14 protein-coding genes are annotated in these 19322 nt (G+C 45.1%); 9 read left to right on the top strand and 5 right to left on the bottom strand.

The features are described from left to right. Positions 1–49: 49 nt before the first annotated feature. Both ACFVQB_RS18785 and ACFVQB_RS18790 read left to right on the top strand, forming a co-directional pair. Positions 50–1618 carry a type 2 periplasmic-binding domain-containing protein gene (locus ACFVQB_RS18785; RefSeq protein ID WP_379442009.1) on the top strand — a complete coding sequence of 523 codons (1569 nt, stop codon included), beginning with the start codon at positions 50–52 and terminating at the stop codon, positions 1616–1618. A 126-nt stretch (positions 1619–1744) separates the two neighbouring features. After that, positions 1745–4390: a glycosylhydrolase-like jelly roll fold domain-containing protein gene (locus tag ACFVQB_RS18790; RefSeq protein ID WP_379442012.1), complete on the top strand. Its 2646-nt coding sequence runs from the start codon at positions 1745–1747 to the stop codon at positions 4388–4390. 193 nt (positions 4391–4583) lie between these two features. On the opposite strand, the gene ACFVQB_RS18795 is transcribed toward ACFVQB_RS18790, so the two are convergent. Together ACFVQB_RS18795 and ACFVQB_RS18800 are read right to left on the bottom strand one after the other, a co-directional pair. Beyond that, a complete protein-coding gene (locus tag ACFVQB_RS18795) occupies positions 4584–5036 on the bottom strand; it encodes a hypothetical protein (protein ID WP_379442016.1) in 453 nt (150 codons plus the stop codon). Between the two features lie 44 nt (positions 5037–5080). Then, on the bottom strand, positions 5081–5527 hold the full coding sequence (locus ACFVQB_RS18800; protein WP_379442019.1) for a hypothetical protein: 447 nt from the start codon (positions 5525–5527) through the stop codon (positions 5081–5083). Between the two features lie 431 nt (positions 5528–5958). Here ACFVQB_RS18800 and ACFVQB_RS18805 point away from each other — a divergent pair, with 431 nt between their 5' ends. Then, positions 5959–6450, top strand: coding sequence for a hypothetical protein (locus ACFVQB_RS18805; RefSeq protein WP_379442023.1), 492 nt, complete (start codon positions 5959–5961; stop codon positions 6448–6450). Positions 6451–6778: 328 nt separating this feature from the next. Here the strand turns inward: ACFVQB_RS18805 and ACFVQB_RS18810 are convergent, their stop codons facing one another. Further along, entirely contained in the window at positions 6779–7630 is an 852-nt protein-coding gene (locus tag ACFVQB_RS18810) for an aldo/keto reductase (RefSeq protein WP_379442027.1), read from the bottom strand. A 172-nt stretch (positions 7631–7802) separates the two neighbouring features. On the opposite strand from ACFVQB_RS18810, the gene ACFVQB_RS18815 reads away from it, so the two are divergent. Then, the gene (locus ACFVQB_RS18815; RefSeq protein ID WP_379442031.1) at positions 7803–8252 is read left to right on the top strand and encodes a MerR family transcriptional regulator; all 450 of its coding nucleotides are present in this window, start codon (positions 7803–7805) and stop codon (positions 8250–8252) included. A gap of 545 nt (positions 8253–8797) precedes the next feature. Here ACFVQB_RS18815 and ACFVQB_RS18820 read toward each other — a convergent pair. Beyond that, the gene (locus ACFVQB_RS18820; RefSeq protein ID WP_379442035.1) at positions 8798–9571 is read right to left on the bottom strand and encodes a helix-turn-helix transcriptional regulator; all 774 of its coding nucleotides are present in this window, start codon (positions 9569–9571) and stop codon (positions 8798–8800) included. A 179-nt stretch (positions 9572–9750) separates the two neighbouring features. On the opposite strand from ACFVQB_RS18820, the gene ACFVQB_RS18825 reads away from it, so the two are divergent. The 5 genes from ACFVQB_RS18825 (at position 9751) to ACFVQB_RS18845 (ending at position 18400) form a co-directional block, all read left to right on the top strand. Further along, complete coding sequence (locus tag ACFVQB_RS18825; protein ID WP_379442038.1) at positions 9751–11577, top strand: family 43 glycosylhydrolase; 1827 nt, start codon at positions 9751–9753, stop codon at positions 11575–11577. A gap of 18 nt (positions 11578–11595) precedes the next feature. Further along, positions 11596–13146 carry a glycoside hydrolase family 43 protein gene (locus tag ACFVQB_RS18830; protein ID WP_379442042.1) on the top strand — a complete coding sequence of 517 codons (1551 nt, stop codon included), beginning with the start codon at positions 11596–11598 and terminating at the stop codon, positions 13144–13146. A gap of 145 nt (positions 13147–13291) precedes the next feature. Next, positions 13292–14971 carry an extracellular solute-binding protein gene (locus ACFVQB_RS18835; RefSeq protein ID WP_379442046.1) on the top strand — a complete coding sequence of 560 codons (1680 nt, stop codon included), beginning with the start codon at positions 13292–13294 and terminating at the stop codon, positions 14969–14971. Between the two features lie 58 nt (positions 14972–15029). Continuing rightward, a complete protein-coding gene (locus ACFVQB_RS18840) occupies positions 15030–16787 on the top strand; it encodes a sensor histidine kinase (RefSeq protein ID WP_379442050.1) in 1758 nt (585 codons plus the stop codon). Continuing rightward, positions 16772–18400: a response regulator gene (locus ACFVQB_RS18845; RefSeq protein WP_379442053.1), complete on the top strand. Its 1629-nt coding sequence runs from the start codon at positions 16772–16774 to the stop codon at positions 18398–18400. The genes ACFVQB_RS18840 and ACFVQB_RS18845 overlap by 16 nt, the downstream gene beginning before the upstream one ends. A 100-nt stretch (positions 18401–18500) precedes the next feature. Here ACFVQB_RS18845 and ACFVQB_RS18850 read toward each other — a convergent pair whose 3' ends face one another. Then, positions 18501–19319: a response regulator transcription factor gene (locus tag ACFVQB_RS18850; RefSeq protein ID WP_379442056.1), complete on the bottom strand. Its 819-nt coding sequence runs from the start codon at positions 19317–19319 to the stop codon at positions 18501–18503. Between the last annotated feature and the right edge of the window lie 3 nt (positions 19320–19322).

The raw sequence follows: 19322 nt of genomic DNA on the forward strand, positions 1-19322 counted from the left end.
GATGATTAAATAGACCGTCTGAGAAATTAACGGTTAAAGGAGGAGTATTATGATTTTTAAAAGGATCGGATTAATGTTGGCCTCAGGTTTCCTTGCAATAAGTACGATGACTGGTTGTAACTCTATCGGCGATTCTTCCTCTTCAAGTCAGAATACCTCCATCAATGAGGACGGAACTGTCGATATTGAAGTATGGGGAACGAACATTGGATATAAACCGATTACCAAAGGCAGCAAGTTATATGAATTTTATAAGGAAAAGCTCGGCGTGGGTGTTATCCATCCATATGTGGAATGGAACGGGGGTACCAACTACCTGAATCAGCTAAACTTGAAAATCGCCGCAAACGAAATGCCGGATCTGTTTTTACCTCAGCAGGGCATTGAAGACAGCTTGGCTAAAAACGGTGCGATTGCCGAACTGACCGAACTGTTGCCAAAATATGCACCGAATCTATGGGAAGCGATCCCTCAGGAAATGTGGGATGTGGTCAAAGCGAACGACCCTACCGGTCAGGGGAAAATCTATTATATTCCCGGTGTCGTGGAATACGGAAGATATGCTGGCATGATTCGCCAGGATTGGCTCGACAAGCTTGGCCTGACGATGCCGAAGACTCAAGACGAGTATGTAAATGTGCTTGAATCTTTCCGGGACCAAGACCCCAACGGCAATGGCCAGAAAGATGAGATTCCAACCGGAGGTAGGGAGCAAGCGCGATGGATGGATCATCTGTTTGCTATGTATGGAGTAGCCATGTTTGAAGGATATCCGGAGTGGGATATTTACGACGGTCAGCTGACTTATTCCGCGGTGACCCCGAATATGAAATCGGCTTTGGAGTTCATCTCTAAGTTGTACAAGGAAGGATTAATCGACAAGGAGTCGCTTTTGAATACTAAGGACAAGTGGGACGGCAAAATTCAGTCGGATAAGGCAGGAAACTATTTCCATTGGGTGGAATCCGGTTATTTGCCACTAGAAAATTTATTTAAGAACACGGGTGTGAAAGCGGAGTTCGCTGTTCTTCCGATACCGGAAGTCCCTGGTTATGAAGGCTTCTACACGTGGAAGAGATTTACGCCACCTGCCTGGGTGGTCAAGAATAATAAGGATCAGAACAAGCTGATGGCCACTCTAAAGCTGCTGAACAACATGTATGACAAGAAGAACTGGAATGATTTGTACCTCGGCGTAGAAGGGATGCATTATACGATGAAGGACGGTAAAGCCGTTAAACTGCCGGACGATAAAAGTTCTCAGGAGAACCTAATTCTCGATCCATATGCCAAAATATCCACTCTAGATTTCATGATCGATCTCAACAAGAGTACCGCTTCAGAAGACAGAATGTGGGCTATTGATCAGGTTACCCGAAATATGCAGGAAGCGCAGAAATATGCAAAAGTCATTGCTGGTGACGGTATGCCAGCCAGCGTATACGATGGCTTCCCGGACATTAACAATCGTACGCTCTACGTGGAATATGCGACCAAGATTATTCTGGGACAATACCCGATCAGCAAGTTTGATGAGTTTGTAGATAAATGGAACAAGTCAGGTGGCGAAGAGGTTACGAAGCGTGCTAGAGAATGGTATACGAAAGTGCAGAAATAATTGATCATCAGAAGTATAGAAGTACATCCGCCCACTATTATTTTGAAGACGGGCGGATATTTCATATCAGTTAGAATGTGTTGGACATCGTCTGGGTGTAGATCAATCCGAAATAGGGGATGAATCATGAGAAATCGTTTAATGGAAGTGCTCAAGGGTCGGGAACACAATTATATCCTTCCTTTTCTTTGGCAGCATGGAGAGGAGGAACAGGTTATTCGGGAAGAGATGGCTCGTGTATATGAAACAGGCATTAGAGCAGTGTGCGTGGAGGCCCGCCCACATCCTGATTTTCTTGGACCGAAATGGTGGTCGGATATGGACATCATTATGGATGAAGCCCGAAAGCGTGGCATGAAAGTGTGGATGCTTGATGATGATCATTTCCCAACAGGACATGCGGCAGGCAAAGTAAAAGAAGCCCCTGAGGAGCTTCAACGGATATTTCTCGGTGAACGTTATATCGATACGATCGGGCCTGCCTCAGGAGCATCTTTTCTGGTAGATACTTTACTGATGACCGGTCTTCGACCTACCATTTCGCTTAACCAAAACGCAAGTGGTCAAAATAAGCTGGTTTCCGTTGTGGCTGTCCGTCGAAGTCCATCGAATGGAACATTGCTTCGTGAATGTATTGACATAACAGAACTTGTGCATAAGGGTACTCTTTATTGGGATATCCCTGAAGGGTATTGGCGGATATTTATTATTTCGGAAAATAGGGATGGCGGTAGCAAGGCACAGGAAGATTATCTGAACCCGCTAGCTCGGGATTCGGTTCGCATTCTGCTTGATACAGTTTATGAGGCTGTTTATCAACGTTACAAGGAAGATTTCGGGAAGACCTTTGCTGGATTTTTTTCAGACGAACCCGGATTTTACAATGATAAAACAACGTTTGACTTTAATTCGAAACCTGGTAAACAAGGAGTATCACTCCCTTGGAGCAATGAATTACCCGCTTTGCTTGAGAAAGCGTTAGGTGAGGATTACCGAAAGGACCTCTATTTACTTTGGCAGGATGCGGGAGAACAATCCAATAGTGTACGGTACGCGTATATGAATATTATCAGCAAGCTTTACGCAGACAACTTCTGCAATCAAATTGGGGCCTGGTGCAGAGCCCGCGGGTTAGAATATATCGGACATGTTCTTGAAGATAACAACGTCCATGCAAGATTAGGACCTGGAGCGGGCCACTTTTTTCGCTCTCTCTGGGGACAAGACATGTCGGGTATTGATGTGGTGTTGTGGCAGATTGTCCCTGGCTTCGATGAATTGAGTTTCCGCTCTACCACAGGGGAGACAGATAGTGAATTCTTCCACTATGGCTTGGCCAAGCTTGGTGTATCGCTCGGGCATATTGATCCAAAAAAACAAGGAAGGACCATGTGCGAATTGTATGGGGCATATGGTTGGACGGAAGGGTTAAAGCTAATGAAGTGGCTTACCGACCATATGCTGGTCCGCGGTGTTAACTACTTTGTACCGCATGCCTTTACTCAGAAAGCGTTCCCGGATCCGGATTGTCCGCCGCATATGTATGCAGGCGGGAAAAATCCGCAGTATCGTTATTATAAGCATTTAAATCGTTATATGAATCGGATCAGTCACCTGATTTCAGGCGGAAGACATGTGGCATCTGCTGCTGTCTTGTATCATGCGGAAGCCGAATGGTCGGGAGAATCGATGTATTTTCATAAGCCCGTAAAGGCATTGATGCAACGTCAAATTGATTGCGACATTCTTCCCATTGATGTTCTTTTAGAAGACGCCAATGTGATCGACGGGAGGCTGCATGTCCATCAAGAGGATTACAGATGCCTTATCATACCTTATTCAGAAGCACTTCCTGCCGCGATGCTTCAGCGTTTAGTCCAGTTTGCTGAACAAGGGCTTGCCATTCGCTTCGTTGATGGGCTGCCAGTACGATCAAGCGAAGACCTTGACGTTCCCAATGAGCTTACACGAATTGCCAATCACATGAACGTTAAAGTTCTATCCCTGGGCAACTTGGCACAAGATCTTATCGGAGACGAACATTTCGATATTCAAGTTGACACGCTTGAACCGTATCTAAGGAATTACTACTACTCTCATGACAATTTGAATGTATTCATGTTCTTTAACGAAAGTCCGTTTGAAATCATACGCACGAACGTTTTTTTGCCTGTGCAAGGTGAAGTGTATACCTATGATGCCTTCAATAATCGCTTAATACGTTTGAATTCGAGAGAGACGGATCTGAAGTCGGTCTCACTTGTCCTGAATCCGTATGAATCCATTGTAATGCTTCAAGGAAAGGACCTTGAATGGTATGCCGAGAGCCCATTGCATATAGGGAAAACGAAGACGATGGATATTGCAGCAGAATGGACGATTTCTACTGCAGATGCTGAACACTATCCTCACTTTGTGGAATGGGGCAAATTAGATACGTTAACAAATATGAGTTCTCCTGATTATCTACCTCATTTTTCCGGAACATTTCGCTATGAAACGCAATTTGTATGGAAAGGATCGGTGACTCCAGCACTTTTAGATTTCGGCGAGGTATTTGAAACAGCAGAAGTATGGTTAAATGGTGATTATGCAGGAGTTCGCATCTGTCCACCTTACCGCTTTGAAGTAAATGGTTTAATAAAAACGGGGATAAACAAAATAGTCATCGAAGTTACAAACACGCTGGTAAAAGATCAGCAAGATTTCTTGTCATCCTTTGCCCAGCAGGAGCCAAGCGGACTTATTGGGCCTGTTAAGGTTCTTATTTAAACAGACTCGCTATGGCTTTTGCACTCACGTTTTTGACTTATGGTCATCTCATTCTACCACCGCTCGTTTTTCACTTGATTATAAATAAAAAGGACCCCATAAGATGACCTTTTTTAAAGTGTCTATCTTATAGGGTACAGTTTAGAAATTCGGAACACCAAACATCAGAGGAATGTCACCAAACATATACAACTTAATCGTCAGAATACACCGTCGTATTGAAACTTTCGGGTCCTAAGCGGACATTGCTCACACTGTAAATTGGATTATAAGTGAATGTAGCGTATGCCGAATAGACAAGTTGCCCATTACTTGGTGGAGTCACATTAAAATCGGCACCAGTAAAACTAAATACACATGGACTAAAAAAAGGATTAGCCACAACAATAGTACCCGCACGGTAGACCAACTGCTGAGAACTGCCCAATCCTTGGTATACTTCGATAACAAGATCAGCGTTTATGGGTAGTTGATTGGCGGTAACTTCAATAACACCCGAAAAAAGAGTCCGAATCCATGTTCCTGGGTTACTGATTTGCAGGCCTACTTGGGCAAACAAGAGCGGGACTCCATTCGTAAAGCTCGTAATAACAACGTTCTGTCCGTTGGAACCTTGAGAGGTCCGTGCATCTAACGTTTTAACCATGCGATGCCCTCCTTCCTCCGATAAAATCCTGTTACAAGTCAGAATTAATCATCGCTGTAAGTGACTGCATTAAAGCATTCTGGTCCAACGCGTGTGGCTTGCTCCATTGGAGATGCCGGAACAAATGTCACATAACAAGAATAGATAAGTTGCCCGGAGGGTGGGGGGGGGACATTATAATCGGAGCCTTCAAAACTTGCTAGTATGCTTGATTCGGCTGGGAATATGGGTTGTGAAACCACGTAGATTGGTGTACCTATATTGGTGGAACCTCTGAAAATGTCAAACCTTACGGAAGAAGGTTGTGAAGACAAATTAGCCACTGAAATTCGATAAGTGCCATTAAATTGAGTTCGAATGGTCAGCCCTGGATTAATAATGTTAAGCCCAAGGATTCCAACTAAGGTAGGGGTGTTGGGAACAAGCAGAATATTTAGCGGAGCAATGCCATTAGACCCAAGAGAAGTACGAGCATCGAGCGTACGAACCATAGCTATTCCTCCAATCCTATAAATACGGTTTAAGACAATTAAGGAATGATAAATTAAACTTATTCCCCGAAAAAGGTAATGATCCAGATGTGTAAATACGTAGTCCGAATGAATTGGATTTGGCCAATATATCATTATATGGGATCGTGCTATTTTCAAAATGGCTTCATAATTCTCACCCCCACATTACTAGAGATAGAATAATATATGGAGCACAATCTGTAATGCATGGACATTTTTGCTAGTATAATTAAAAGAGGCAGCACACCACAAGCGCATTCGTAAGGGCTTTTAAGCGCTTATTAGCGGCTTTTATTAATTTTTGACTAAATATGGCCCAAGCGACTTTTTTGATTTATCAGTATAAAGACCTAATAGAGCGTTATGTTCTGATGGGACATTCCATCGCGGGACTTTACGGAGTGTCCTATGTGAACACCTATCCGGATGAAGTTTTTGCTTTTGTCGGCATTGATAGCAGCGTTCCCAATCAACCTGGCATGAATGTCAAATTGCCTTTGAAATCCATGCAGTTTCTTCAAGAATCAGGTCTGATGAGATTGCTAAAAAAAGTGAGCGGAGATTCATATAAGTCCTTGGCATTTGATGAGCATACCAAAGAACAGATGAATTTGATTTCAAATCAAGTCACGAGCAATCCAACGATGATGGATGAATTGAGACACCTAGGTTCCAATTTCAAAAATGGAGAAAAACTCACGTACCCTCGTGATTTGCCAGTGCTTCTCTTCGTTCAATCCAATAACGAGCACAATGCGCAGTGGATTCCGCTACATGAGGAGCAAGTCAAACAATCCGCACAGGGCAAAATGATCCCGATGGAAGGTTCACATTACCTGCATCATACGAAATTCAAAGAAATAGCCGAGGGATTTAAAGATTACATGAAGCAAATCCAATAGTATGGTTGATCATTAAACTGCGGTGCCAAAACTTGGTGTCGTGGTTTCTTTGTATAGCTATTTAATCAAGAGGATAAGAACATTGTGTCATTGTTGATTAGACAAATGCTAATTGTAATATGATATCTGTTTCATTAAGCAACGGGCAGGATAGTTCAAGAGGTCTTGGCGGTTATGTTTGTTACCTGTGAGTATAGATTTCATTGCACCGGTAAGAGCAGTTTTGCTATTCTTAGAATTTGACTTCAAGTAAAGAAAGGACAGGGTGCCCTGTCCTTTCTTAATAGACGAGTATAAAACCGTGATGAGTTTACGGTTCATTCAAGGTTTACAGATCAACTCTCAGGGTGCCCAGCATCTTGGCGAATTTCGGATCGTGGTAGGAGATGAAAAGACTTTCCCGTGTATCGAGGGAGGAAATCTGTTCCATATCGTCTGAGCTCAACTCAAAATCGAAAATGTCGAAGTTTTCGACGATCCGCTCTTTTCTCACTGATTTTGGAATAACAACAACTTCCCGCTGAACAAGCCAGCGCAGCACGACCTGGGCGGCGGACTTGTTGTGATTTTCTGCAATCGAGGCCAGCACTTTGTTGCCGAACATATCGTTGAGTCCTTCAGCGAACGGCGCCCACGACTGATGTTGCACTCCCTGCTCATTCATAAAAGAGGCACTCTCGATCTGCTGGTAGAACGGGTGCGTTTCAACCTGGTTGACGGCAGGCACGATTTCGTTATGCACGATGAGGTCCATCAAACGATCGGGCAGGAAGTTGCTGACACCAATCGCCTTGATCTTGCCTTCGCGGTACAGGTCTTCCATCGCGCGCCAAGCACCGTAGTAATCGCCGAACGGCTGGTGTATAAGGTATAGATCGAGATAATCGAGTTGCAGCTTCTTCAAGGATTTGGAAAATGCCAGCTTGGCACTCTCGTAGCCGGCATCCTGAACCCACAGCTTAGTCGTGATGAACAGCTCCTCCCGCGGTATTCCGCTGCGCTTGATCGCACGTCCGACTGCTTCCTCGTTCAGATAACCGGCGGCGGTGTCGATCAGGCGGTAACCAGCCATCAGCGCTTCATATACCGCGTTCTCACATTCTTCAGCGTCGGGAACCTGGTAGACACCGAAGCCGATGATCGGCATTTTCACTCCGTTGTTCAATGTTACGTTTTGCATTGTAACTCCTCCTAGTGTTCAAATGTATAACAGCAAACGGCGCGTATCCCGGGAATCGGGCACTGCAGCGGTGGTTCCACTTACGGCTGAATTGCATTACAATCAGCTTAGAACCTTCGTGCTACACGAAGTCAAGCCGTCTTCAAGAATTTATTTTCAAGGAGGATTTCACATGCATACGGTCAAAGAAGCCGCCCAGAAAACGGGACTCACCGAGCACGCCGTGCGCTTTTACACGGATAAAGGCCTGGTGCCAAGCGTACAGCGCAATCAAAACAACATTCGGATGTTCGACGATGAATCGATCAACTGGCTACATGGCGTCAAATGCCTTAAGCAATCCGGGATGCCGATTGAATTCATCAAAAAGTATATCGATCTCTGTCTCGAAGGTGATTCGACCATTCCGCAACGCTTCGCACTCATGATGGAGCATAAAGAAGCGGCGCTCGTTCAGCTCGAAGAAGCCAAACGGCACGTTGCCCATTTAGAACAAAAAACCACTCTGTATCAGGCGATTCTGGAGCACCGCACTCCAGATACGACCAATCCCGGTAACTGGGACAAAATTCAGCATATGCATGCTGACGTATTTTACTCGCCCTCTGTTCGGAAGGCGTGAGAGATATTCGTGAGCAGATATAATAAAAAGTTTACTCGATACAGCCCTACAGACTATTAACTTTAGTAGGGCATGCCGTTGAAACTTTTGTAGTGGGGGATCATGCAATCGCATATATTGTAGGGAACCCCTTCTCTACAGGTTGTGTTTCGAACCCCCCGCTTTAGCGGGGGATTCAATATAATGTTGGGTAGGGGAAGCTATATAAAGGGGATTAGAATAATAATCGGAGCTAATCACGTATTACTACGATGATGTTTAGCATAGTTATAAAATAATATTGTACTGGATATAATTGAATGGGACTCCCATTCCCTTAGGCCTACCATGCATTCTGGTGGGCTTTTTCATTTATAAGCATCTTTTTTTCAGGTGAATAATTCTCAAAGAGTATGATGTCTCTTCACATTGCCGTTACTGTTTCACGAACTTGCCCGGAGAAATTCCGACAAAGCAAGTAGAGTTTGAACTGGATTTGCTTCGCCGGAAATGAGCTGTCGGCGGAATTTTCTTGTCTATCGAAGGAGTTATCGTCTGCAAGTCCGTTATGACGAAGAGGTGATGGATCTGCGATAACTACGCGGTGTACAACCGACCACTTGTCTGAATTGCCTGGAGAAATGCTCTACATTCCGATAACCGCAAAGTTCACTGATGTCTGAAATTCTGGACTGGCCATGAATCAGTCTTTCTTTGGCGAGACGAATTCTGGATTGAATGACATCTTCCATACAGGAGATGCCAAATGTGTTTTTGTATAACGATTGCAGATATCCTGGACTAAGATGAACACAATCAGCCATGACAGATACGCTCCATGCTTGGCCCGGACAGTGATTAATGGCCTTGCGCAAATTTAAAAGATTCTGGTAATGTGATGTGTTTTCCACGGACTGAGATGCTTCGAGAAGCTTGTTAAACATAATTCGAAACAAATAATCAATAGAGAGCTCACGGTAATCACACGAAAGAAAATTTTCGGTAGCCAGCAATTGAAATAACTGATGACAATAGCCGGGATCCGGAAGAGGAATTGGCGTGCCTAACGGAAGAGCAGAATCCAATACATACGATTCATCTGAGAGAAATCGTATCCAATCATTGACGTATTGATCCGAGCACGCTCGATACATGATTTTCTGATGAGGTGGGTAAAGGACGGCACAATTCGCCGGATACGCTTTTATCTCGCCATTTACCCAAAATTCCGCTGGAGTCTGTGTAAGAATGAGCAGCCAAAAATCATGACCTTCCGGTATATCATAAATGAAATCAGCCGGGTGAGCGGCATCGTAACCGACATAAAAAATCGTGTTCATACCATTCTCCAATCTTAGAATAAATCAATATTACGATAGTATATATCATTCTTTGAAATGCACTTCTATTTTATAATTTTAAGGGGAAACCGCTGATAAATCACTGATTAATCTTTGAATTGTTACTGCTCCATCGTTGGGTATGTCTTTGAAATGATCAATAAAGGGGACCTGCAATCATGATATCAGAAATAGAAAAGGAAAGGGAATATCACTATATCCTCTCCTACACCCGTTCTCCTCTGCAAACGAAGATCTATGCGCCCAGGCTTGCACACAGCATGCACCTTGCCTACAGTGAAGACGGCTCCAAATACCGTGCGCTGAACCATAACTCAGGCGTATTGTTTGCAAAGGCAACAGAAAATGAGAATGGCACGCTGAATGCCAAAAGTCTGCAAAATCCTTACTTGTTCATTCTTCAGGACGGAACATTTGGCGTGATGGCAGTGCGTACAGAAGCCGAAGGCCAACAAGATAAAGAGAGCAAGGGTGCGGTGCTGTTCTTTCATTCCTCCGATCTGCTGCATTATAAGGAGATAGGTCTAATTGATCTTAAAGGCGATGTTTATGTCCATGACATCATGTGCGAATTTAATCAGTCAGACCAGTGCTATGTAATCCGTTGGAGTGATGAGAATGGCTGCTTTTTTCAAAACACGATGCAAGATCTGTTTCGCCTGAGCCATGCTTCCATTCCTGTAAAGGCAGTGGCCATCGCTATAACGTCGGCATCTCCGGATATTGAAGGAATTATTCCGCGCAATGTGCTTCGGGTCCCACATGAGGTTGCCTTGCGTATAGCCCACCGACTGACACCGCCTGAAAATACAGCGATCCGACTCCCGGAGCGAATCATCGCTACATCAATGGAGGATTTGAAAGCGCTTAAGGCAATAGCCGAATACAACGATGGTACTACTTCGCTCAGGAAGGTGGATTGGAATGCGGAGATGGTAAAGTGGGATCAGGAAGGTACTTATCATGTGACAGGTATGGTCATACAGGAGCATTATGCATTTCCCATTGCTGCTAACCGGGCCGATCCCTGCATTACCAAATGGAATTCCAAGTATTATTTGGTAGCGACCAATGATGAAGATCACAACCAAACACTGTATATTCGTGAATCGGATACGATAGCGGGTCTCGTCGACGCTCAGGAAATACTTATTCTGGACACAAGTACGTATGACCACATTAAAGGTTTATTGTGGGCGCCCGAGCTTCATGTCATTGCAGATGAGCTATACCTTTTCCATGCAGCCACCTCTGGAGATTTCCTGAATGAAGAATCCCATGTAATGAAACTGAGTGCCGACGGTAGCCCAACTCGTGCAACGGATTGGTCGATACCTCAGCGCGTGCTTAGAAAAGACGGGACCCATTTGTGCGAAGCCGGAAAAGTAATTTCCCTCGACATGACGGTTTTCAAATGGAACGATGAGTATTATGCGTCCTGGTCTGAGCGCCAATTTGTACCCGTAGATCTTGGAGCATGGCTTTATATTGCCAAACTGGACTCCCAAGAGCCATGGAGGCTGAGCAGTGAACCTGTCCTGTTATCCAAACCGGATTATGGCTGGGCAAACAATCACACGTATGTTGATGAAGGACCATTCGCCCTGATCCGAAATGACAGGCTGTATTTAACCTTTGCGAGTGCGGCTGTAGACGCCACTTATTGTGTAGGGCTTCTGACCCTGAATGTGAATGACGATTTGCTGAATCCGGATCACTGGACAAAATGGAATTATCCTCTTTTGACATCAAGAAGTGTTCCGGGAGAATTTGGACCGGGCCATAATTCGTATGTGATAGATAATGAAGGTGTCACATGGAACGTCTACCATGCCAGACCTGGCATCGATGCACCTCGAGCCTGCGGAATTCGGCGGGTTCATTTTGACATGGATGGATTTCCGGTCCTGGATCTAACCGAAGAGCGTGATCTAAAGCGTGAATTGGCTGAAGTATCGGTTGAGGTTGTAGTGAAGCATGACTAAAAAGGGGGAACGAAAAGTATGTATGCAAACCCGATTATTTGGGCCGATTATCCGGATCTTGATGTGATTCGGGTCGATGACACCTATTATATGGTCAGTACAACAATGCATATGATGCCAGGCTGCGTCATCCTGCGATCCTATGATCTGATCCAATGGGAGACCGCTGCTCATGTGTACGATAGACTTGACGATACACCCGCTCAATGTCTGGAGGAAGGCAGTCAGATTTACGGCAAAGGCATGTGGGCTGCCTCGCTTCGGCACCATAAGGATACATTTTACGTCATTTTTGTTGCCAATGATACACATAAGACATATCTGTACACTGCCAAGGAAGTAACCGACCCTTGGACCAAACAGTATGTGGAAGGCTTTTATCATGATTGCTCACTGTTTTTCGATGAGGATGATCGAATCTACCTGATTCATGGCAACACCGAGATTTATTTGACAGAGCTCAGTTCTAATTTTTCCGGTCCCGAACCCGGGGGAGTCCACCGCATGATCATAAAAGACAAGCAACCTCATTTCCTCGGCTATGAAGGTGCCCACTTCTACAAAATTAACGGCAAATATTATGTGTTTTTAATCCACATTTCCAAGGCTTCCGGCAGAAGAACACAGGCTTGCTATATGGCAGATTCGCTGGAAGATGAGTTTGTTGGCGGTGAAGTATTCAATGATGACATGGGATATTTTAATGCTGGGGTAGCCCAGGGAGGAATCGTGGATACACCGGACGGAGAGTGGTATGCCATGCTGTTTCAGGATCATGGTGCCATCGGACGTATTCCTGTGCTGGTCCCGCTGCATTTCGAGAACGATATTCCGGTGTTTGCCAAGCAAGCCCCGAAACAAATCCTGATCCCGAGCACGAGAACAGATTATAAATACAAACCTCTGGTGGGGAATGATTCATTTCATTATGAACCCGGTGAAGACGGGAGGGTACGACTGAACGATTTTTGGCAATGGAACCATACTCCGGATAATGACCTCTGGTCCGTGACCGACAAACCGGGAGTGTATCGGATTCAATCCGGTCATATTCGTCCCAACCTGACATTTGCCGTGAATACGCTGACGCAGCGTGCAATGGGCCCCGTCTGTGAAACAATTGTCACGCTGGATGGCAGCCAATTGAATGACGGCGATTACGCAGGCATGAGCTATCTGATTGGCACATATGGTTTGATTGCACTCACGAGGAAAGAAGGTCGTTTTTACCTGGTCATGCAGGCAAGAAACAGCGAGGATGCATCCATCTTCGGTAATCTGATTGATGCGGAGCCAGCCACCGAATATGCAAGAATTCCCATAGCGGAATCAGTGATTACGCTTAAGGCCGTTGGGAATTTCGTGGACAATCAGGACGAATGCTCATTCTTCTATCTGGATGGAGTGGAGTGGAAGCCGCTTGGTATCACTCACAAGATGATTTATAAACTGGATCACTTTATGGGATGCCGGATCGGATTGTTTTTATATTCGACAAGCATGATCGGAGGAATAGCTGATTTTTCGAATTTTAAATATCAGAATATGCTTCCGCATAACCAGAAATAAAATGGACTTGAAGTCGCCGAGCCGGCGGCTTTTTTAACGATATATGATCTAATTCTGCTCAGCTGAAGCTATTTCATGTACAATAAAAACAGGTTCCAATGCCAGGAACTAAAGCATCTATTTCAGTCGAATAGGGGTGCATACTATGCGCATCACTGTATTAATCAGAACCAAATTAGTTGTGATCCTGTTGCTTAGCGCATGCATACCAAGTGGACATACACGCGGATATTCGGGACAGGATATTGTAGGTACTGATGTGCAGGCTGCGGAAAATGAGCCGCATTTTAGTAAATACAGCTCTCCGGTTCAGGTATCTTTTGTCAGAGAATCAGGGGACGATCTGGAACGCATGATCAGCCAGTTGCCTGGGGAGACGTTGCTTGACAATCGCTGGAGCCGGTTGTATGAAGAAAAACTGGGGATTCAGCTCCAATATGATTGGATCGCTAGAGGAGACGTATATGGACAGAAGTTGGGCGTCTCCCTTGCTGCCGGTCGTATTCCTGACATTGTAAAAGTGAATCCGTACCAGCTGAGACAGCTGAGCAACGCAGGACTGATTCAGGACCTGTCTGAAGTATACTCAACTTATGCTTCTCCGCTTGCAAAGAGCATATTGGAGGCAGAAGGAAGAGGCCCGTTTGACGCCGCAACCATTGATGGAAAATTGATGGCTATACCGGAAACAGCATCCTCCATCGAAACAGCCCAGTACTTGTGGATCAGAACGGATTGGCTTGAACGCCTGCAGCTTCATCCGCCTGAGACAATGGAAGACGTGCTCGAGATATCGAAAGCGTTTACATATAGGGACCCCGACGGTAACGGTCAACAGGATACGTACGGACTTGCCTTAACAAACCATTTGTGGGACCCAGTCATGGGAGCTGCAGGCCTAATGGCTGGGTATGGCGCATATCCGAATATCTGGGTCAAGGATGCGAATGGTAACCTCGTATACGGCGGCATACAACCCGAAGTCCGAAAAGCGCTGCAAGTTCTGCAAAACTTGTACCTCGATGACCAGCTTGACCCCGATTTTGGCTACAAAAGAGGAGCGTATGAAGCCCGCCTGATCCAGAACGGAACCATCGGCATGTTGTATGGTGAACAATGGACTCCCTTTATGATCAAGTCGAGCAGGGATAACGATCCAGATGCTGAATGGCAGGCTTTTCCTATCGTAGCAGAATCCGGCCACATGGCTAAAGTGCCGTTACGAACCAATACCTGGCAGTATTTCGCTGTTAGGAAAGACTATGCTCATCCTGAAGTCATCATGAAGCTCATGAATTTGCATTTGGAGACGAACTGGGGCGAGCAGGCGCAGTACGAAACATACTACAATGACGATTCCGAGGCAGTGTGGATGCTCTCGCCAGTCACGCCTTTTCCGGGTACCAAAAATCTGGATGCCTACCGCCAAATTAGCGAGGCGAGCCGATCCGGTGATCCGTCGGGACTTCAAGAGGAAGCAGCGGCTATTCAGAAGAGAATTGAAGCTTATATCAAGGAAGACGTGGAGAGCGGTTGGGGATGGAATCAAACCTATGGGCCGTCTGGAGCATTCAGCATAGCCGATGGTTATGAAAGGAACGGACAGCTTCTGTATGATCAGTTCACAGGTGGGATTACAGACACAATGATCGACCGACAAATGATACTGAATGATCTTCAGCTTGAAGCTTATCTGAATATTATTCTCGGAAACCCCATTGAAGAGTTCGATCAGTTTGTGGACAATTGGCGCAAGTTAGGCGGAGATCAGATTACAACGGAGGTTAATGCATGGCTCAATTCAAAGACGACACTGGAGCACTGAATCGTTTCGCTAGGGTGCATTTAACCAAGAAAGTAATTGATATGCTGGAGGGGATGAGTTGATTAAATTCCCGGCCCATTCATGGCGGAGCAGCATCTTCGCCCGTCTGGGCGTGACCTATCTAATATTTGTTCTTCCGCTTATTATCCTGGGAATGTATTTGTACAACTGGAGTTATGATAATGCCAGTCAGGAAATATCGTTGTCAACGGAAAGACGGCTTGCCCGTTATCTTGAAGAACTGAATCGAGAAATTGAATGGATGGAGTTGCAGCAGTTTGATATTGTGGAAGACAGGAAGCTCAACAGGCTGGCCATTCTGTGGGAGATGATGGATCAGGTAGATCGCCGGGAAACATTGAACTATCTGTCCGAACGGCTTGCTACGTTCAAGAACAGCAGTGTATATATTAAGAATGTTCATGTGCATATTCGAACGATTGGCAAAAGCATCTCCGCTACCCATGGCATTGATGATTACAACAGTGATTCCTATAATTACTTCAGCTCTGGCATGGAGGGAAAAGGAAATCGTTTTACGGTAAAAGAGGGTGTAATGAACCTGAGTGCCGTGAAGCTGACTGGCAAAAAAGGAGAAGCTCCGCTCTTCGCAGTCCAGGTCGAGCTGGACACGGAGCAATTTCGAAATGCTCTAGTCCAGCTTAATTTATACCCTGATAGTGATTCTTTACTGATGGAGGAAAAAACAGGTCATATGATCACAGACCTTCCAACGCGAGATGTTATCCTTGCTGATTATCGTGACCACATTGCTAAGGGGGACCATGGTGCATTTCAGGTGAAGGTGGATGGTACACGCTATTATGTTAGCCAGAGCCGTATGGAACCTCTGGGTTTGTCTATAGCAACATATTTGCCGGAAGAGATTGTAAAGAGACCACTCAGCAAGTTCTATCACTGGGCCTGGTTGTTTGCAATAACATCATTTGTGGCAATATCGGCCTTCCTCTACTCAAGCTACAGACTCATTCATATTCCGCTGCTTCTTCTCATGAAGAGGTTCAAAAAAATGGAGACTGGTGTACTGGATATCCCCATCGTGCACAAGCGAAAAGATGAGTTTGGCTTCCTGTATACCCGGTTTAATCAGATGCTAGAAAACCTTCAGTTGTTAATCGATCGGGATTTCAAAAAAACGATGATGATGCAGCGTGCCGAGTTGAAGCAGCTCCAATCCCAGATTAACCCTCATTTTTTATATAACAGTTTCTTTATTCTCAACTCACTCGCAAGAACAGGGGATACGGAGCGCATCGAACAATTCACCAACATGCTCGGAGAATATTTCAGGTTTATTACCCGGAACGAAACCGATCTGATTAGGTTGGAAGAAGAGGCGAGCCATTCACGGATATATACCGAAATCCAAAACCTGCGTTTTTCCAGACGTATACATGCAGACTTTGGAGATTTGCCAACATCGATGGAGCGCATTCATGTTCCCCGCTTGATCATACAGCCAATCATTGAGAATGCTTATGAGCACAGTCTGGAAAAAATGACCGCTCAGGGCATGCTTCGAGTCCGGTTCCATATTACGGAGCAGTTTGCAGAGATTACTGTGGAGGACAATGGGCATGAATTGGAAGATCATCAAATTGCTGCGCTTCAACAACGTTTGCATGAAAAAAGTGACTCGGAGGAAATGACCGGATTAATGAATATCCATCGTCGACTGATGCTGACCTATGGGGAAGATAGCGGCTTGTTTTTGACGAGAAGTGAACTGTCGGGATTAAAGGTCACAATCCGAATTCATATGGAAGGAAGGGAAGACGGATGTATCGACTTTTGATTGTGGATGATGAGGAAATTATTACGGATGCTCTTTTTGAAACCTTTGCAAGATATATGCCTGATCGTCTAGACGTATGCAAGGCTTATTCTGCGAGTGAGGCATTAGCTTGGATGGAACGCTCGAGAATTGATATCGTTTTGACGGATATTCGCATGCCGGGTATGAACGGTCTTGAGCTGACAGAGCAGATTCAGGCTTATTGGTCGCACTGCCGCATTATTTTTCTAACAGGTTACAGCGACTTTAACTATGCTTACAGGGCTTTTCAGATGCCCAACGTCCGTTATTTGCTCAAAACAGAAGGGTATGACAAGATTTTGTCTGTAGTGGAGGAAGTGATAGAAGAGATTAAGAAGAGTCACTATATGCGCGAGTTGCTAGAGAAGTCAAGCGAGATTACTTGTCAGCTCGCGTTGCTTCAGCAGGAAGAGTATCTGCGGAATCTGCTTCAGAACGGTACTGAGTATTTGAGTTCTACTTTTGAAATTCAGAAAGAATTGGATCGTTGGGACTTTGGGATGAATGCTTCTTCCCCAGTACATGTTGTGCTTGGCCGGATCAATTCCAAAGATAAACATGCTCAATCGGAACGCACTCAGATTCACGCATCGGCGCGATTGATTGTTTCCTCCCTGATGGAGGAGCACATTGTTCACGTTAGCATGACGGACCATTACGGGGATATGATATGGCTTATTCAGCCCAAGCAAACAGAGGTAGAGCCAGGTAGTTCTCTTATCCGATATCTTGAAGGTACATTGGAATTGGTGCAGGAAGCATGCATGACTTCACTTGGCATATCCGTGGCTTTTGCTTTAGCTGGTAACAGCTGTCATTGGTCTGAAATTCCTCGGCAATATGAGAGGTTAAGGCAGCTTCATTGGATGAAGATTGGCGATGGCATATCCATGGTATTGCGGGATTACGATGATGTTCTTCCAAAGAAAGGCTTAAGGGAGCTTACACGCGTCAGTAACCGAATAGAAGTGATGTCAGGGTATTTGGAGACAGGACGAACGCAGCAATTTTACGAAGTGTTTGAGGAATTAACGAGTGAACTGATCCAACAGGATGTGACCATGGAGAGGGCCATGGAAACCTATTATAATCTGGCGCTGCATCTGTACTCGACCATCAATCGATGGGGTCTGCATCAGGATATTCCCGATCAGCGAAGACTTTTACATCTCAACGAGTATACCTGCATGAAGGATGCGGTGCAGTTTCTGTATCAAGCAGCCGACGAATTGGTGCGCTTCAAGAGCTCGAATGAACAGGAGCGGGCAAATGCCGTGATTCATTCCCTGTGTACATACATCAAGGAGCACTTAGAAGAAGATCTTTCCCTGGTAAGGCTGGCCGAGCTTTATCATTTCAATCCATCCTATCTGTCGCGTTTCTTCAAACAGGAAATGGGAATCAACCTCTCTGAATTTATTGACGAGCTACGGATCCGTAGGGCAAAGGATCTGCTTCGGAATGCCGATCTCATGGTGCGCGAGGTTGCGCTCCAGGTTGGCTATGAGGCAGCTCATTCTTTTACACGCTTTTATAAAAAGGTGACGGGCATGACTCCTCAGGAATTCAGGGAATCTTTAGTGGTTCGTTAAAGAGAAGAGAAAACGAAGAGAAGTAAGGCCACAGGGTTGAATGCCTAGTGGCCTTACTTCTCTTTTGTATTAACGGATAGTTCAGGGCTACGTTCTTAAACTAAGCGGTGAACGCTCTTTGTTTTCGATAGGCATTGGGACTTTCGCCTGCGTACGCCCTGAATTTTTTATAAAACCAGTCTGTATCGGTATATCCTACCTCTGCTGCAATTTCATAGATCCGCAAATCGGTGGAAGTCAGCAGCAGTTTGGCTTTTTCCATTCGTTGCTGAAGCAGGTAATCATTGAAGGACATACTCTCTTCCAATTTGAATTTTTGCCCAAGGTATGCGCCGTTAAAATGAACCATATCGGAGATTTTTTTCAATGTGATATCACCACTCAGATGATCGAGAACATAAGCTTTGATCATCTTGATTACCTCTGCGGAGGGGATATGTCTACCATCAAGTTGAAGGATTGACCTTTCGGAGAACGGATTCCGCATGGGTTGCTCTGGCTCAAGCCTGGACTTGAGTCTGTTCAGACTGTCCAGGAGGGCAGAGGCGTTAAGCTTGCCGGGCAAATAATCGCTTACTTGATAGGTTAGTGCTTTGCGAACAAGCTGAAAATGATCATGACCTCCCATGATCAGAATCGGAATCTGGCTTATTTTTCGTATATGGTGACATACCCATAGACCTGCGGCAGCACACCCTCCAGTGCTCACAAGCACGACAGAAAATGGCTGCTCGAACAATGCTGATATCGCATTCCGGGCACAATCCACTCGATCTCCAATGACATATTCGGAGTTGCTGCGGCGCAGTAGCTGTTGAATTTCTCCGAACATACAGCGACTGAAATCCACAAGCAGGATATTATACATGAAGCAATCCCTCGCTTTCAATTGATATATACCGAATCTAAGTATCTTCATACC

The organism is Paenibacillus sp. NPDC057886, from assembly GCF_042796655.1.
In the GTDB taxonomy this organism is placed as follows: domain Bacteria; phylum Bacillota; class Bacilli; order Paenibacillales; family Paenibacillaceae; genus Paenibacillus.

Excerpts from the sequence above, each read along its gene's own strand:
- ACFVQB_RS18785 (WP_379442009.1), top strand. The coding sequence starts at position 50 with ATGATTTTTAAAAGGATCGGATTAATGTTGGCCTCAGGTTTCCTTGCA.
- ACFVQB_RS18790 (WP_379442012.1), top strand. The coding sequence starts at position 1,745 with ATGAGAAATCGTTTAATGGAAGTGCTCAAGGGTCGGGAACACAATTAT.
- ACFVQB_RS18795 (WP_379442016.1), bottom strand. The coding sequence starts at position 5,036 with ATGGTTAAAACGTTAGATGCACGGACCTCTCAAGGTTCCAACGGACAG.
- ACFVQB_RS18800 (WP_379442019.1), bottom strand. The coding sequence starts at position 5,527 with ATGGTTCGTACGCTCGATGCTCGTACTTCTCTTGGGTCTAATGGCATT.
- ACFVQB_RS18810 (WP_379442027.1), bottom strand. The coding sequence starts at position 7,630 with ATGCAAAACGTAACATTGAACAACGGAGTGAAAATGCCGATCATCGGC.
- ACFVQB_RS18815 (WP_379442031.1), top strand. The coding sequence starts at position 7,803 with ATGCATACGGTCAAAGAAGCCGCCCAGAAAACGGGACTCACCGAGCAC.
- ACFVQB_RS18820 (WP_379442035.1), bottom strand. The coding sequence starts at position 9,571 with ATGAACACGATTTTTTATGTCGGTTACGATGCCGCTCACCCGGCTGAT.
- ACFVQB_RS18825 (WP_379442038.1), top strand. The coding sequence starts at position 9,751 with ATGATATCAGAAATAGAAAAGGAAAGGGAATATCACTATATCCTCTCC.
- ACFVQB_RS18830 (WP_379442042.1), top strand. The coding sequence starts at position 11,596 with ATGTATGCAAACCCGATTATTTGGGCCGATTATCCGGATCTTGATGTG.
- ACFVQB_RS18835 (WP_379442046.1), top strand. The coding sequence starts at position 13,292 with ATGCGCATCACTGTATTAATCAGAACCAAATTAGTTGTGATCCTGTTG.
- ACFVQB_RS18845 (WP_379442053.1), top strand. The coding sequence starts at position 16,772 with ATGTATCGACTTTTGATTGTGGATGATGAGGAAATTATTACGGATGCT.
- ACFVQB_RS18850 (WP_379442056.1), bottom strand. The coding sequence starts at position 19,319 with ATGAAGATACTTAGATTCGGTATATATCAATTGAAAGCGAGGGATTGC.